The sequence below is a fragment of the Nocardia sp. NPDC023852 genome, from assembly GCF_040639505.1.
Lineage (GTDB): Bacteria > Actinomycetota > Actinomycetes > Mycobacteriales > Mycobacteriaceae > Nocardia.
Genome location: NZ_JBFAAB010000009.1, coordinates 130,302 through 146,433 on the forward strand (window position 1 = coordinate 130,302; position 16,132 = coordinate 146,433).

The following is a 16,132-nucleotide window of genomic DNA, read 5'->3' on the forward strand; positions in this document are numbered from 1 at the left end:
CATCCTCGTCGACCTTGGGCGCGGTCGACGGGATCTCGTTCAGCGCCGGTACCAGCAGTGACGATGTCTGAACGCCCGAAACATAGTTGTTTTCCATGTTCTGCCGATAAATCGCAAGATCACGCTGATTCGCGGCTGAGGTCATGGAATCGAAGGAGATGGGATAGGAGCCGTTCTCATCCGAATAGTATGTAATCTGGTTTTTCGGCGGATTCGGCTGAGTGGGCATGCCTTTTTTGGTGTCCGCCAGCCATTCCGAGGTGTATTTGAGGTTGTCGGCCATCGCGTGCATGCGTGAGGTCAGGTCGGCTACTTTTGTGCTGTAGTCCTTGACCGCTTTTGTTGCCGCGTTGCGGCCGCTGCCCCGCCACTGGTCTTCGGGCGTGTTCGCGATATTCTTGGCGTAGGTACCGACCGCGTCGTCCAGTGCATCCGCCATCCATTTCCACATCTTGGAAGCGTGATCCACCGGTTTGATCGCGTCCCCGGTGTGCTGGCCGAGCTCGTACAAGTCACGCCACAACTGACTGTCCGGGTTCTCCGGATCGGGCGAAAGTATCTCCAACTGATTCTGTTGCAAACCCTTCGGCTGCGTCTGATTGGAGCCCATGAAGTCCGAGAGACTGTTCGGAAGGTTGGCAGTTTTGACGATCTTGGCGATCGGATCAACAGCTTTGGCCAGATCTTGCTGCTCGTCGGTCAGACCGGCGTCTGAAAGGAAATTTCGCTGTCCGGCGGCCACTCTGTCTTCGATGCGACCGCTGTTCTCGTACTCTGTTTTAGGTACGCTGCCCTTTTTCGGGGCCTCGGTGAGGAATCTTCCCGAAGGCCTGGTGGGTGCCTTGATGCCGTCGAGATACGAACCGTATCGCTTCTTTTCCGTGCCGCTGATGTCGCTCGCGTTATCCAAATCGACATCGATATACTTCTTGCCTGCGAGTTTGTACATTTCCATCGCATTGGTCAACGAGTCTTTGTGGCCGCCCAGCACTTCACCCAGCGCGTTCAGCGTGTTGTTGAACATGGTGGCCAGCTGGGAACCGGATCGCAATTGGCTCAGATTATCCAGCGTGATCTCGCTCATCGCCTCCTCGATGCCGAGAATCTTGCCGATCGCCTTGCTGGCCTCAGTGGCGGCGTTCTGCGCGGCCTGCCATTCGAACCGCAGTTCCCCGGCCGCGGCCTCCTTGAGCGCACCCGCCATGAGGTCTTTGCCGTCGGTCTCGATGACCGGGCCGATCGGCTTCTGCGGCGGGACACTTCCGCCTTCCATAGCGTCACGAGAGGTCATCGGTGTCCCCCGATCCATGCTGCCGACAGCGCTGCGGCCTTGGTATCACCCATGAATCGCACTCCTGACTATCTCGAACGATCTTCCACTGATCGCATCCGCGCATTCTCCGGCAGCTACCTGATCGGAGGGGGCTCGAATCTGACTTCCCCCGCGTTTGTCTGGGCCGTGATGCGCTTCCGGGGGTCCTTGTCCTTGGTTGTCGTGACCGGGCCGGTGCTGGAGCTCGGCGGTCCGTTAGGGATGGCTCATCCGTGCCTCCGAGTCCCGTGCCCTCGGCAGTGGCAAGGCCTTGGTGTGACCCATGGTTGGCGCTCCTGACTATCACCGACGATCCGACCCATAGTGACACGGACGTGCTCATCGCGTGGTTCATCTCTTCCCTCCAGTGGTGGGTGAGACGATGAGATGTAGATGTCGTGGGGTGTAAAATTTTTCGGCCGCAATGCAGCGAAGGAGTTGGACGACAAGGGGAAACCGTCGGGGCCGGGCAGCACGGCGAGCGTGATTCCCGCGAGCGTGCGACCATTCGGTACAGGAGTCTGATCGTAGGGGGATGATCTCTTGGACGACGGCCGCTACGTGATCCCGTCGGCGGACGACGCCTAACGCCTGATCGCGATGATCAATACCGAGATGGTCATAGTGGCTCGCACCATCGAAGACGAGTGGGTGTTAACGGAATACAGGTTGCCGTAGATGATTCGGTAAGACGAGTAGGTGAGGATGCCATGGCCACAGCAACATCGAGGAGCGGCTCGATCTCGGTCGAGACCACCGAGGAGGGGCTACCGATCGGGATCACCGTCGAACGCGAGGAGTTGCGGCGCGCTCCGGGGGAGCTGGCTCGCGAAATCTTGCGCCTGTGCCGGCAGTCGGCCAACCGTGCGGGCCTGGCTCGCCGGGCGGAGCTGGAGGCGGCCGGGTTGAGCAGCGAGATGCTCGCGCTGACCGGCTTGCCGAAGCCGGAGGACGTCGCGCGCGAGGAGCTCGTCGAGGAGTCGGATTACGACGTCGAGCCGCAGAGCTGGCTGAGGTCGGTATGAGCGGTCAGGCCTGGAGGCGGCAGCGGAGTGTGACCACGGAGGGCCCCGCTCATGCCGCAGAGGAGACAGCATGAGCGGTCAGGCCTGGAGGCGGCAGCGGAGTGTGACCACGGAGGGCCCCGCTCATGCCGCAGAGGAGACGGTATGAGCGGTCAGGCCTGGAGGCGGCAGCGGAGTGTGACCACGGAGGGCCCCGCTCATGCCGCAGAGGAGACAGCATGAACGAGGCGATGGATGCGCTGGAGGCGCGGGTGCACCGTCAGCTGAATCGAATGCGTGATCTGGGTGATCAGATGGCCGCGATCCGAGTGCGGGAGACTTCGCCCGATGGCACGGTGACCGCCGAGGTAGACGGCAATGGCGCACTGTGTGATCTGGTGTTCTCGGACGCGATCTCGAAGCTGTCGCCGAGCGAATTCGAGGCGGTGCTGGTCGCTACCGCAGGCCGGGCGGCCCATCTCGCGATTGCTCGGCGAGGCGACTTGGTCATCGCGTTCAACCAGGAGATCGCCGAGTCGATCCCGGACAGTGAGCGTGGGCATTGAACTCTATAGCGATTCTTTGCGTTCTACCTATGTGTGAAGGCCTGTTGAGCAATCGGCAGGATGATCCACCTGCTCGGCGGATCAGCACACACTCTGATCGGCTTCCCGCCAATGGGAAAGCCGGTACATTTGGACAAGCAACCAATAGTCTTCCGGCTGTAGAGGTTTCCGATGACTGAACTTGTTGTAGCGTCAGACGCCATCCGCCGGTACGGCGATGCCTCGGCCATGATGGCGGTGGAGACGGCTGCGGCGGGTGCCGCGAACCAGGCGGCGACCATGGCTGCCGCAATCCCGGTATTCGGCCTGATCGGGCAGGATTTCCTGGCCGCGTTCGCATTTGCCCAGGCCAATAACCTCATGTCGGTCGTCGAACTGGCCGCCGTGCACGCGGGCTCGGCGATGACATCCTATGAGGGCGCCGGCCTACACGACCTCACCGAGGCCGCGTCGGTAACCGAGTTCGGGGCTGTCGGTAGACAGTCATGACAGCCCCGATCGACCAGACCGTGATGGACCTGCTGCGCCAGAGCGCGGTCGGCCCGATGCTGAACCGGCCGGTCAACGACGTCCTCAAGGATATGGGCCTCGGACCGCTGCCGGAATTGCCCACGGAATTGGCACTGCCGGAACTACCACCGCTGCCAGCTCTCGATCTGTCACTGCTGGCCAAACCGCTCACTGATCTGGCGAGCAGTTTCGGTACCGGTCAGCCCGCCGCCGGACCGGGGCCCGACCCCACACAGGTGTTTTCCCAAATCTCCTCCGTCCTGCAGACCACGATGCAAGTCGGTTCGTCGGCGGTGCAGATGGCGATGATGCTGTGGCAGGGCATGGGTGCGACGGAGGCTGCGGGGAAGGCGACGCAGGCGCAGAAGGACGGCGCGGCTGTGTCGGCTCAGAGCGCGCAGACCGCGGCAGGCACCGCCACGGCAGCGACCTCGGTCTTCACCGGTGCCGCCGCGATGGCGGCGATCATGGCCAAGTACATGGCGTCGGTAGCGGCGTCGGCACCGTTCTTCGCGACCGGAGCCGGACAGGCATTCCTGCTGGCGATGACCGTCGAGACGCTCACCGAGGCGACGATCGTGGTCGGAAAGACCCGCACCGAGCTGGGCATCGAGAGTGCGAAGATGATGGGGACCGGGCAGAAGATACCCGTTACCAACGCGCCGAAGGGCGTGGACCCGATGCAGGTCGTGTCGCAGCTGATGCAGATCGTGCCGACGCTGACCAACGCGGTCTCTTCTGGTGCGCAGTCCATCGCCCAGGCACACACCGCGCTGAATCCAGTGAAATCCATTGCGGATGTCGACAAGGAGAAGGAAAAATTCGGGGGCGGCGGTGCTCCGATCGGTGGCGCGGGACTCGTGGGTGGCGGCGGCGCGGGCATCGGCGCCCAGCCGCGGCAGCTCACCCCCTGGGGTGGCGCGCGGGTGCCCGCAGGCGGTGTCGGTGCCGCGAGTGCTAGTACCAGCGCCGCTGGCACCGGCGGAGCATCATCCGCTTCCAGCGCGGGCAGCCCGATGCGCAGTGGCGGAGGAATGATGCCGATGGGTGCCGCAGGCGCTGCCGGTGGCGGTATGGCGCGGGCAGGCGAGGCCGCGGCGTCGGACAGCGTTCGCGCCAACTTGGTGACCGAACAGCACGGCAACGAGGTCGTGGGTGATATCGAAGGAGCCTCGCTGCCGGTGGTCGGCGCGGCCGAGCGTGTGACCGAACCACTGGACGGCGATTCGCCGGACAAGGCACTTACCCTCTGACAGGAGGTCGTCATGGAATTCGATCCGATCCTGGCACGCGAATCCGGCACCGACTTGGACGCCCTCGCAACCCGGCTGGAGAACGATCTACGGGCAAAATTGCCTGCGCTCGCCGTGGAGCACGCGGGCATGGACGAAGTATCCATGCGCGCTGCGGAAACGCTGCGCGGCGTCGCGTCGTCCTACGACGACGCCGCCACCCAGGGCATCCTCGAGATCCGAAAGCTGGCTGCCGCCTTCCGTTCGCAGACCGAGCAGGTGGTGCGGATGGACAATGACAACGCGGCCGGCTTCAGTACTGCGAGATAGCGCGAGGCTGCACATATGGTCGAGCCACCGGTAGCCGGATTCACCGGTGTGATCTGGGAAGCCAGACCCACCGAGCAGTTGTCGCGTGACCTCACGACTGGTCGTGGCGCGATTCCGATGGCCGAAGCAGGCGCCGCATGGGCCGAGCTGGCCGTGAGTTTCGGTGCGGCCGTAGTCGAATATGACCAGATCATCGCCAAGATTCGCGAATCATGGCGCTCCGCCGAGAGTAGCGCCGCGATCGACCGGATCGCGAGATTGCGGGATTGGCTCGTGGACGCCGCCGCTGCCGCGGGCCACAACGCGTCGCGGGCCAGTGGTCAGGCTGTGGCATACGAAGTAGCCCGATTGGCTATGCCGCACGTAACCGAAATCGCCGCACTCGAGGTGGCGAAACGCGGAATCGAGCAAGCCGGTGCCGCACTCGGCGCCCCTTTGGTCGCGGCGGCGGCCCAGGTCGATACCGAGCAGAACCTGGCCAAGGCGAATGCCGCCCGCGTCATGCAGAGTTACGAATCGGCGACCACACCGCTGGCCACACCGTGGCACCAGCAGCACCCACCGGTGATAGCGTCGAGTGCGGCGCTTGATGCCGAACGCGCCGCCGCGACACCGACATCGGCTCCCAGTGCGGCTGGCCGCGTCACGCCTGCCACGGTAGGCGCGGGTTTCCGTGGGCTGGCGATGCCGCGGGCGAAGGCCGCCTACCACACCCAGACTGTCGCGCAGGCGGCGTCCACGCAGGACGTTGTTCCAGTGCGGTCGACTTCGGTACCTGCCGACTCGGGTGCCGGGCGGATGATGCCGGGCGGGATGCCGCCAGCCGCCGCCATGGGCGCCGCCGAGCGTGCCGTCCGTGCGGGAGCGGCCGCGTCGCTCGGTGGCGAGGCGGTGGAGATAGATGCCGGCATCGATGTGGCTCCGCCGGTGTTGGGCGCCGCCGAGCAGGCCCAGCGATCGGAGGCGACATGAGACCGCCTCAGCGCAAGGGGGTGCGATGCCGACGATGACCAATGACGGCCTGCTCGCCGTGTCCGGCATTTTGGGCGTGCAGACACTGCCGCTGGTCCTCGGTGTCGGTCCGCGACAGGATTCGGTACAAGCCTGGACCGCCGCGCAGCAAGAGGCGATCGCCGGCCTGCGGGATTCGGGGCTCGTGGACAGCTATGACGAGGTGGACACCGATCTCGCTGCTGCCCTTCATATCCTGTCGCAACCGGACCGGGAGCTGGTGGCGCGTATCCACACAGAGGCGGGAACTCGGCGAGTCTGCCTGGCCCGCAGGGCGTCCCAGCACGCCGTGGCAACCAGGATCGGTGACGTCTTCGACGTCCGCACAACGTGGGCCGATGACGACGGAGCCGCGCTGGCACGCCCAGTGCTCGACGCGCTGGGGGCCTGTCCGCCCGCGCGTACCGTGAGCTTCAGTGCGCCGGCCGATCAGCTGCGTGAACGTTTCGATCGAGCCGTCGAATCCAGCGACTACACCCAGGTGCTCTATGGACTTGGTATCGAGGAACGTGCCGCGATCGAGTTCGGGCTCGCCATGTCGAGCTGTTTCGCGCACGCCGAGATCGTCGCCTACGCCTACGACGACGGCGCGACAACCCGATCTTCCGGTGCGGTAGCGGTATACGACACCACCCAGGGTCGTATCGTCGCCAGCCCCGGAGCTTCCCCTGACCTGCGGGTGTGGTCCACCTTCACGCCGGGCTCCGATCACCGGATCGCACAAGCGATTTCCGCGCTGGTCCGGTCGCTGCCTGGGGGGAGGTGGCTGTCGTAATTCAGATATGAGCAGGCTGCTGACACACATAGAGACGGGTGATGTGCGACCGCATCGCCTGGCGTTCCTAGGAATACACAGAGATAGAGGTACATACGATGGTTGCACAGGACGAAGCCAAGGTTGCCAGGGGGAAGGAAGATGTTGCCGCGGTAGTCGACAGGATCCAGAGAATTCTTGCTCGAGTTCAGCAGGCGGTCGATTCAGGTCGGAGCGGATTCCAGGGTCAAGCGGCGACAGCATTCCAGAAAGCTGTGGCGGCGTGGGATGAAGAAGGCGTTCGCCTGAAGAAAGTTCTGATGAAATTGGAGGATCAGGTCGGCGTCGGTCAAACAACATACGTCAACACTGAGACGGAAAACGAAGAAGGGTTTGCGCGCGTAAGTACCGCACCCATGACGAATCTCACTTAGTGAGAATTAGTACTCCTCCACATCCGCACACTATTAAGAGGATCTGACATGTCCGGAATAACCGTTTACAATAAGCCGAAAATAGACCACATGTACACCGAGCTGCGTCAGTGCCATAGTGATCTGGCGACAGCTGGCGGTGATGACCTTGCGGCAGCTTCGGAAACGTTGAAGCAGGCGTGGACAGATGACACAGACGGTACCGTCAATGCGGCGTACACCGACGGCTATGAACCGGTGAAGAAGTCATGGGACAACGAGTTCGCTGACACTTTGTCCACGATCGAAAATATCGCCACAGCGCTCGAAGAAGCACTGATCAGAGCTTTCGGCGCGGATAAGGCGGTTGCGGACGGCTTCGGAGCCATCTGAGCGGAGTCGAACGTTCACACGTGTCCACCCCTCTTCGGGAGGGGTGACACGTCGTTCTTGTCCCCAACGCGGGCCATGTCGACTTCAAAGGCTCGTCGAGGACGCAGGGGATTCAGAGCTCGGAACTACTGATGCAACGGATCCCGAAACCGTCATCGGAAAGCTGGGGCAATGCCATAGTTTCCGCGTACGAACGGGCGACCAAGACGAATATCAGGGTCCGCGCAACCTTCAACGGTGGCTGACGGCAGGCATCCGGCTGCCTCGACGGCCCGTGCACGAATCGCGTGCACGGGCCGTTCGGCCGTTACACCGGAATCGGCCGCGCCACGCCTAGGTAGGTCATCTCGAAGGGAGTCGCGACCATGTCGACGGTTGTCGTGCCCGCGGCGGTCTGCACGGTGACCCGGTTCGCGGTCTCGGGGTCCTCGGTCAGGGTGACGTCGGGGTCGAAATAGTTGCTACCTGCCGAACGCGACCGCAGGAGGATGACCGTCGCGTCGGAGTGGTGCGTCGACGGGGGTATGCCGTCGTAGACGATGACGGATGCGGCCCGGTGTGAATTCGCCTGCTGGGAACCGGCCGACCAGGCCGCCAGCGAAAGCAGCTGCGGCGAATCGACATAGGCCACCATCTCCCGCCAGGCCTCATGGCGGTTGGTGTGCACCACGACAGTGGCGCCCAACGCGATGGCGCGCAGGATGACCTGCTTGGCAATCAGCAGCGCGCCGATGATCTCGACCCGGCGCACGCGCTGGCCCACCAACGGCAGCGCCACCCCCTGCCCGGAGGAGTCCGCGCCGATCAGCTGTCCGCAGCCGGCGATGGGCATGGATAGGGCGCCCAGTGAATCCGGGGTGCCGAAGGAGCTGTCGATCGGCAGCTCGGGTCCCTGGGCACTGACCGGAAGGCTGTGCAGCAGCGCCCGATACTGTTTCCCTGGCATAGGTACCAGGCCAGGGGCACTTGCCTCCGCCGGCTCGTGGCGAGTGTCGAATCGGACTGTCGCGGTCACCGCGATCTTCGCCGATCCCGCACTCAGGGCTGAAGTGCCGTCAGCTGTTGCCCGCCGTAGCCGCACAGTCATCGTGGTCGCCAGGCTCTGGGTCGCCCAGACATCGGCGAACCCGCGAGGGCCGAGCGCTTCGAGCGCCATCCGGTAGGACGTTGAATAGATTCCGTCGTGCTCTAGGCCCCGGGATGTCTCCTTGAGCTGATCCAGCGAAGCGCCGCGGGTGAGCTGATGCACCACCGAGGTCATCTCCGCCGCAGACAACACCGACGCTGTGAGCCCGCGGGCGGCCAGTCGATTCGCCACCCGCCGGGTCGCGACTATCGCGGATCGCAGTGTGCCGGTCGAGCCCCCGCCGCGGCGGTCCACCGCGCCGACGTTGGCCAGTGGGTTCAGCCGCAGAACAATCCAGACCGTTCGCTGAGCGACCGCGGGAAGCGGCCCGAGGATCTGGTCATAGAGCCGTGCGACCGGACCGGCGTCCGAAGTGCGCGCTCCGGTGCTGATCACATCGATGGACGCGAGATCTATGTCGAACTGGTTCAGGCAGCGCGCGAGCTCCGGGAGTGGAACCTTGTCTCCCGTGCTCAGTCCACTCGGGCTGAGCAGCGTCACGAAGCGCGGCGGCGCGTCGATGCGCAGCATGGTGATCAGGTGTGCGCCATCCCACCGCATGCCGTATGTGCCGCCCTCGGGCAGTGGCACATCGAACGGAGCGTGGTTGACGCCGGTGGAACGGTTACGGAAGGCGTACCACCGGAACGCGATCTTCTCGTCCAGTAATCCGGCGAGCGAGTTGCCGCGCAGCCTGGTGAGGCCGACGACGATGACGAGCGCGCCACCGGCCACGGCATAAGGTGTCGGCGCGTCGAACGACACTGCGACGAGGGCAACCGCTATCGCGACGAGCACGACCGGAATCACCAAGCGCAGCGGTAATATTCGAAACAACCAGTTCTGCGGTGAGTGCAGCGGTGGTGCCGATACCGCTACGGCCGGGTCGGCCGTTGTTGACGCCATGGAATCATAATGGACCGAAGTTCCCCACCTTCGCTACCTGTCCCGCGTCTTCTGGCCGGGCTCAGGTGCCACGAGAGTGGCGTTGGCGGCTGGCGGTGAGTTGGTGGCCAGGTCAGCCGGTTCCCGACGAGTTACCCATGTCGGTACGGAATCAATTGTCACGTTGGGAAGTAAGGAGCAGGGCAGGATAGGATTCCACCTGCTCCAACCCGCATCAGTTCGGAGGCGTCGTGCCAGCACAGTTGACCACGCGTGCCCAAGTCAACGGATACCGGTTTCTGCTGCGCCGGTACGAGCATGCGCTGATACGTCGTGATGTGCGGATGTTGCACGACCCCATGCGGTCGCAGGCGCGGTCGCTGATCGTCGGCGCTGTACTCGGAATCCTGGTTGTGGCGGGCGCAGCGATCCTGTCTTTTCTGAAGCCGGCGGGCTCGGTCGACGACGCGAAGATCGTGATGGCGCAGGAAAGCGGCGCGCTGTACGCGGTGGTCGACGGAACCCTGCATCCGGTGTTGAACCTGGCCTCGGCGCGGCTCATCACAGGCAGCGATGAGCTGCCGACCTCGGTGAAAGCGTCCAAGCTGACGTCGCTGCCGCGCGGTCCCATGCTGGGTATTCCCGGCGCTCCAGCCGCGCTGCCCGGCGCGTCGGGCGACCGCTCGATCTGGACGCTGTGCGACTCGGTGATGCTGTCCGCGGCAGGCAGCGCGGCCCGCTCCCCAGGAGTGAGCACGACGGCGATCGCCGGTGCGATCGAGCCCGAATCCGAGTATGCGGCCCGGCCACTGCGATCGGATGAGGCGTTGCTGGTGACGCGCGAGAACAAGATCTACCTGCTGTTCGACGGCAAGCGCGCGGAGATCGACCCGGCTGATTCGGTCCTGGACCGATCGCTGAAGTTGAGCAACCAGCCGCCGAGACCGGTCAGCGCCGGGCTGTTGAACTCGACCACCCCGGTGCCCGCGTTGAAGCCGCCGCACATCGATCGGCTGGGCGAACCCGGCCCTGGACGATTGTCGGACATACCCGTCGGCGGTGTGATCAGAGCGCGCGGGGTCAATGCCGAGGAGCTGTACGTCGTGTTGCCGAACGGGGTGCAACGGGTGACATCTTTCGCCGCCCAGGTGATCCGCAACGCGAATTCTCAAGGCATGAGCGATATCACGACGGTGCCACCGGACCGGCTGGTCGGGGTACCGGTGCTGAACACTCTCACGGTCGACAACTTCCCGCAGGAAACGCCGAAGATCCTTCCCGCAGAGAACTATCCGGTGGGGTGCACGTCCTGGTCCAAGGGCTCCAACGATCCGGCCGCAACAGTGACGGTCCTGGCCGGCCGGAAACTGCCGCTGGCGGACTCGGCCACCCCGGTCGCCCTGGCCACCTCGGACGGCACCGGCGATCGCGTAGACGCCGCGTACCTGGCGCCGAACTCAGGTGAGTACGTCCAGGCGACCGGCATGGACCCGGAAAGTTCCCGCCGAGGCACCCTGTTCTACGTGGCCGACAACGGAATACGCTACGGCGTGCCCGACGCCCAGACCGCGGCCGTGCTCGGCCTGGCGCAGAAACCACGACTGGCCCCGTGGCCGATCATCGGCCAGCTCGTCCCCGGCCCGACCCTGTCCGCCAAGAACGCACTCGTCAGCCACGACACCCTCCCCACCGGCGCAGCAACAAACTAGGCGGAGAGCGCGGGACAGAGAGGCGGGACAGCGCTACCGCAGGGTGGACAAGACGCTGTCGAGGGCGTTGCGCATGTCGTCGGCTTCGATGCGCATGAGCACGCTCTCGTCCACATCGGTCAGGTCCAGGTTTTCGTCGTTGGCCAGCCGGAACTCGCGTTCCTCCTCGGCTGCTTCGATGACGTTGCGGATGAAGCGGCCGTTGCCGGCGAGGTCGATCCCGCGGCGCGGCTGACCGGTCTGGTCGGTGCTCTCCTTGCCGTACAAATCCGCGCAAGCCTGCACGAGCAGCGCTTGGGCTTCGTCGGAGATCTCCGAATCCCTCTTGTGGGCAATGAACTGCCCGATCTGGCCCAACTCGGCCGGGGTGTAGGAATCGAACTTCACCCGCTTGGCGAACCGGGAAGCGAGGCCGTCGTTGGCCGCGAGCAGCCGGTCGATCTCGCCGTCGTATCCCGCGATGATCACGACCAGGCGGTCTCGATCGTTCTCCATACGTGCCAGGAGGGTGTCCACCGCCTCGCGGCCGAACGCGTCGCCGCCGGACAGGCCGGTCTGGATCAGCGTGTAGGCCTCGTCGATGAACAGCACACCGTCCATAGCGCTGTCGATCAGCTTGGAGGTCTTGATCGCGGTGCTGCCCAAGTGCTGGCCGACGAAATCCGCGCGTTTGGCCTCGACGAGACTATCGGTCTTCAAAAGACCCAATCCGCAGTAGATCTTGGCGACCACCCGGGCGACGGTGGTCTTACCGGTCCCAGGCGGGCCGGTGAACGCCAGGTGTTGTCCGCGCGGCACGCTGGCCATCCCCTTCTCGGCGCGGATCTTGGCCAGCTGTGCGGTCGCCTGCAGCTTGGCGACCTGCGTCTTGACCGCGGCAAGACCGATCTGCGCATCCAGCTCCGCGCGTGCGGCCGCGAGGATCAGCTTGGCTTTGTCGTCGCGCTCCTCGCGGCCCATTTGCTCGGTCGACGGAGCGGACGCGGGATCCCAGCGGTTGGTACGCGCCTCGATCTGTTCCTTGGTGGACACCGTGAGGCGGTACTTGCGGTCTCGCATGGCGGCGGTGTTCGCCGCGAAATCCGGTGCCTCGGAGAACACTTTCTCGAACAGGGCTTGGGCTTCGTCCTCATGGCCGGTCTCGCGCAGGCAAAGGCCCCGGCAGAATCGGGCGGTGGTCGCGGCCGCGGGGATGGGGCCTCCTTCGGCCCGTTCCATCCGGCGGATCGCTTCACCGAACAGCCCGAGTTGTGCGCAAGCCGTGCCGACCATCACGTGCGCACCGGCGGCCAGGTAAGGGTCTTCCCACTCCGTGGAGCCGGCGAGCACCGTCATGACATCGGGCCAGCGCTGCGTCGTGTAGTGCAGGACGCCGCGCACGTACGCGCTGATGCGGTCGTCGATCTCGCGATCGGGCTGCGACAGCTGGGACTTCCGGTACGCAGCGAGTTCGTCGAGGACCTTCTCGGCCTCGTCGTAGTCACCCTCGGAGATCAGCAGCGAAGCCTGCGCCAGCCAGATTTCGGTGTAGCTGGACAGCGGGTAGTCGATGTACTGGCCGACCACGAAGCGCCCGGCGAGCTCGCGGGGGCGCAGCCCCAACCGACGCTGTTCCCGGAAAAGCGTTGCCCCGCTGGTCTTGTACATGTTGAACAGCACCTCGCGGGTGACTTCACCAGCGGCAGCACGCCCGAGCCATGCATCGCACATGCCTGGATCCCATTCGGTTGCCCGTTGGAACGCCAGCTTGGCGTAGTCGAGGTCGCGGGCGGATTCCTGCCCGTCGATAACCAGGCCCAGTGACAAGACGCCAGCATCGAAGGCGCGTTGTGCTTGGCGATTGCCAGTCATGCGGGTGAGCCCCCAAAGCCTACGTGTGAGCGATTTCTCGCTCAGCATACCGGCTGCCGGATATCGGTTTGTTCGATAGATTGTGTTCGTTGCCATCTAGGGACAGCGTTGAGTGTAGGGAGTCATCCAACCCGTGACCGAGTCGTCGACCAGCGGCTTGGGTGCCGTTGACCCGGAACTGTGCCGTGTGTCGGTTATCGGCGGAAACACCCAGATCGATCTGGGTTTGCCCGCGACCATTCCGATCGCTGCCTTCATCACCGATGTAGTCGAGCTGATCGAGTCCCGCACCCCGGACTTCACCGACCCCGAGGAGGGTGCACCGCTGCAGACGCAGCATTGGACGTTGGCCCGGGTCGGCCGCGACCCGATCCCACCCAACCAGACGCTGACCGAGGCAGAGGTCTACGACGGTGAGCTGCTGGTACTGCGGTCGGTGACGGCCAAGGAGTCGCCCGCGCTGTTCGACGATGTGATCGACGCGGTGTCGAAGCTGACCACCGAGATGTTCCGAAGTTGGTCACCGGCATCGGCCCGATGGGTGGGGTTGATCGCAGCCCTCGCCGCGGTGCTCGCGGCAATCGCGCTGCTGGTCGCAGCCAGGGGCGACGGCGCGGGTATCGCGATCGGTTTCCTCACGGTCGGAACCGGCGCGGCCGCGATGGCCGCGGCCGTGATCGCGATACGGATGTACCAGGCGCGGTTGGTCGCCGTGATGTTGTCGCTGAACTCATTGCTCTTGTTCTTCGCCAGCGCGGCATTGTTCGTGCCGGGCGATCTCGGCAGTCCGCACCTGCTATTGGCCTGTGTTACGGCCCTGGTCGTCGCGGTGGTCGGCTATAGCGTCACCGGTGTCGGCGCGACAATGTTCGCAACGGCCATCACCATGGCGCTGTTCGGCGGTGTCGCCGCCTTCGTGCGGATGGTCTGGGAGACGGATCCGCCGAAAATCGCCGCAGGCGCGATGGTGGCCGCCCTCATCATGCTCACCATGGCCCCACGAATCGCGGTCGCGGCGGCGCGGCTACCGGTGCCCCCGGTACCGACCGCGGGCGCGGCGATCGACCCGGCCGACCACGAACCGCGGCCCACCATCGAAGACATCGGCGCCATCGGTGCCACCGCCCTGCCATCGGCGGTGGGACTGGAGCTGCGGGCCAGCGCTGCCAACCAATACCAGTCCGGCGTACTCATCGGGTCCACCGTGGCGGCAGCGGCGGGGGCGGTGATCGCCGCGGACCCGTTCGGCGCGGCGCGGTGGCAAGGTATCGCGCTGGCCGTGGTTGTCGCGCTGATCCTGTGTCTGCGGGGACGTTCACTCGCCGACCTGACCCAGGCGAGCACACTGATCGTGGGTGGCACTGCCACCTTGATCGCGATCATGGTCGGTGTGGCCTTCGGTCATCCTTCGTGGCTGGTGCCAGTCGCCGGGATGCTGCTCGCGGTAGGGGCGGTCGCGATGGTATTCGGTGTCATCGGACCGCACACCGAAATGTCGCCGGTGACCCGCCGCATGGGCGAGATATTCGAATACCTGCTGATCGTCACCATCATTCCACTGGTGCTCTGGATCATGGACCTGTACTCCGCCGCCAGAAACCTGTGACACCGATGGCTATCGCGAGGCGGCGCAAGTCACGCACACCGCTAAGGCTGGCCGGTGTCGCGGCGGTTCTCGGCCTGAGCATCGTCGGGATGCCTGCCCCTTCGTATGCGATCGCGCCCCCCGTCATCGATGACGGCGCGCTCGGTGCGGCACTGGCCGTGAATGGACCGCCCGACGCGACAGAGCAGCGATCCGTATGTGCCGAACCCCTGCTCACAGGCGCCGCGCCACGTGACGCCCCGTTGCCGCAGCGGATTCTCGACCTGCCCGCCGCATGGCAGTTCAGCCGGGGCCGCGGCCAGAAGGTCGCGGTTGTCGACACCGGCGTGAATCCGCATCCGCGCCTACCAGCCCTCGAGCCCGGCGGAGACTTCGTCTCCGACTCGAACGGAACGGTCGACTGCGACGGCCACGGTACCTTCGTGGCCGGCATCATCGCCGCGCGGCCCAGTCCGGACGACGCCTTCGTCGGTGTTGCACCGGAAGCGGAGATCCTTGCTATCCGGCAGTTGAGCCTGGCCTACGAGCCGAAGGATCGCGACCGCCGCGAGGTGCCGGGCGCGATCTCGAGCACCGGGTACGGAACCGTGCTGACGCTGGCCGCCGCTGTCGTCCGCGCTGTCGACCGCGGTGCCACTGTGATCAATATCTCCGAAGTGGCCTGCTCGCCGGCCGGAGTCGCTCCCGTCGACGGTGCGCTCGGCGCCGCGGTGAAATTCGCCTACGACCGTAACGTCGTGGTGGTTGCCGCCGCCGGAAACATCCAGAATAACGGTACATGCGGCGCCCAAAACGACGGTTCGGGATGGGGTGCGGTCCGCACCACGGTGAGCCCGGCCTGGTTTTCCCCCTACGTGCTTTCGGTGGCGTCGGTGGAAGCCGACGGCACACCGTCGCCGTTCTCGATATTCGGTCCATGGGTCGGCGTAGCGGCGCCGGGACGCGACATCGTCTCGCTCGACAGCAAACCCGGCGGGGTGGGGTTGGTCAACGCCGTGCAGACCAGCGAAGGCACCGGATCTCTCGATGGGACCAGCTTTTCCAGCGCGTATGTCTCCGGCCTCGCGGCGCTGGTGCGCGCGCGGTTCCCTGAGCTGTCGGCGCGACAGGTGATGGATCGGATCATCCGCACCGCACAGGCACCAGGCGCTGGACGCGACGACCAGCTCGGGCACGGGCTCGTCGACCCGGTGGCGGCGTTGACGGCGCAGCTGCCCGAGCAACCGGTGAGCGCGGAAGCAGATGTGGCGCGCCCCATCGAGGGGCCGACGCCGCCACCTTACGTCGATCCGATGCCCCGGCGGGTGGCCACCATCGGCACGATCGTCTTGCTGGCGCTGCTCGGCATCGGATACACATTGTCGATTCCGTTCCGCCGCTCCCGTGTCGATGCCATCGACTCTGCAGAACCTGTGGAAGAAGGACAGTAG

The 16,132-nt window shown here is 65.0% G+C and carries 15 protein-coding genes; 12 read left to right on the forward strand and 3 right to left on the reverse strand.

Annotated features, from left to right (window positions below; translation table 11 throughout):
- Positions 1 to 1,291: hypothetical protein (locus AB0H00_RS15460; protein ID WP_357266144.1), on the reverse strand; the 1,291-nt coding region annotated here is incomplete at its 3' end.
- A gap of 731 nt (positions 1,292 to 2,022) precedes the next feature.
- On the opposite strand from AB0H00_RS15460, the gene AB0H00_RS15465 reads away from it, so the two are divergent.
- The 9 genes from AB0H00_RS15465 (at position 2,023) to AB0H00_RS15505 (ending at position 7,525) form a co-directional block, all read left to right on the forward strand.
- The gene (locus tag AB0H00_RS15465; RefSeq protein ID WP_357266146.1) at positions 2,023 to 2,337 is read left to right on the forward strand and encodes a hypothetical protein; all 315 of its coding nucleotides are present in this window, start codon (positions 2,023 to 2,025) and stop codon (positions 2,335 to 2,337) included.
- Positions 2,338 to 2,555: 218 nt separating this feature from the next.
- Entirely contained in the window at positions 2,556 to 2,882 is a 327-nt protein-coding gene (locus AB0H00_RS15470) for a YbaB/EbfC family nucleoid-associated protein (RefSeq protein ID WP_357266148.1), read from the forward strand.
- 171 nt (positions 2,883 to 3,053) lie between these two features.
- Complete coding sequence (locus AB0H00_RS15475; RefSeq protein WP_357266150.1) at positions 3,054 to 3,371, forward strand: hypothetical protein; 318 nt, start codon at positions 3,054 to 3,056, stop codon at positions 3,369 to 3,371.
- Entirely contained in the window at positions 3,368 to 4,645 is a 1,278-nt protein-coding gene (locus AB0H00_RS15480; RefSeq protein WP_357266151.1) for a hypothetical protein, read from the forward strand. The genes AB0H00_RS15475 and AB0H00_RS15480 overlap by 4 nt, the downstream gene beginning before the upstream one ends.
- Before the next feature lie 12 nt (positions 4,646 to 4,657).
- Entirely contained in the window at positions 4,658 to 4,954 is a 297-nt protein-coding gene (locus tag AB0H00_RS15485) for a PE domain-containing protein (protein ID WP_357266153.1), read from the forward strand.
- Positions 4,955 to 4,969: 15 nt separating this feature from the next.
- Positions 4,970 to 5,926 carry a PPE domain-containing protein gene (locus AB0H00_RS15490; RefSeq protein WP_357266155.1) on the forward strand — a complete coding sequence of 319 codons (957 nt, stop codon included), beginning with the start codon at positions 4,970 to 4,972 and terminating at the stop codon, positions 5,924 to 5,926.
- A 34-nt stretch (positions 5,927 to 5,960) separates the two neighbouring features.
- Positions 5,961 to 6,740: an ESX secretion-associated protein EspG gene (locus AB0H00_RS15495; protein ID WP_357266157.1), complete on the forward strand. Its 780-nt coding sequence runs from the start codon at positions 5,961 to 5,963 to the stop codon at positions 6,738 to 6,740.
- Between the two features lie 98 nt (positions 6,741 to 6,838).
- Positions 6,839 to 7,153: a WXG100 family type VII secretion target gene (locus tag AB0H00_RS15500; RefSeq protein WP_357266159.1), complete on the forward strand. Its 315-nt coding sequence runs from the start codon at positions 6,839 to 6,841 to the stop codon at positions 7,151 to 7,153.
- Between the two features lie 48 nt (positions 7,154 to 7,201).
- Positions 7,202 to 7,525, forward strand: a complete 324-nt coding sequence (locus tag AB0H00_RS15505; protein ID WP_357266161.1) for a hypothetical protein — start codon at positions 7,202 to 7,204, stop codon at positions 7,523 to 7,525.
- 307 nt (positions 7,526 to 7,832) lie between these two features.
- On the opposite strand, the gene eccE is transcribed toward AB0H00_RS15505, so the two are convergent.
- Positions 7,833 to 9,557, reverse strand: coding sequence for a type VII secretion protein EccE (gene eccE / locus AB0H00_RS15510; protein ID WP_357266163.1), 1,725 nt, complete (start codon positions 9,555 to 9,557; stop codon positions 7,833 to 7,835).
- Between the two features lie 230 nt (positions 9,558 to 9,787).
- Here eccE and eccB point away from each other — a divergent pair, with 230 nt between their 5' ends.
- The gene (gene eccB, locus AB0H00_RS15515; protein ID WP_357266165.1) at positions 9,788 to 11,245 is read left to right on the forward strand and encodes a type VII secretion protein EccB; all 1,458 of its coding nucleotides are present in this window, start codon (positions 9,788 to 9,790) and stop codon (positions 11,243 to 11,245) included.
- 33 nt (positions 11,246 to 11,278) lie between these two features.
- Here eccB and eccA read toward each other — a convergent pair whose 3' ends face one another.
- On the reverse strand, positions 11,279 to 13,096 hold the full coding sequence (eccA, locus tag AB0H00_RS15520; RefSeq protein WP_357266167.1) for a type VII secretion AAA-ATPase EccA: 1,818 nt from the start codon (positions 13,094 to 13,096) through the stop codon (positions 11,279 to 11,281).
- Positions 13,097 to 13,229: 133 nt separating this feature from the next.
- Here eccA and eccD point away from each other — a divergent pair, with 133 nt between their 5' ends.
- Positions 13,230 to 14,702, forward strand: a complete 1,473-nt coding sequence (gene eccD / locus AB0H00_RS15525; RefSeq protein ID WP_357266169.1) for a type VII secretion integral membrane protein EccD — start codon at positions 13,230 to 13,232, stop codon at positions 14,700 to 14,702.
- 89 nt (positions 14,703 to 14,791) lie between these two features.
- Entirely contained in the window at positions 14,792 to 16,132 is a 1,341-nt protein-coding gene (mycP, locus tag AB0H00_RS15530; RefSeq protein ID WP_357266171.1) for a type VII secretion-associated serine protease mycosin, read from the forward strand.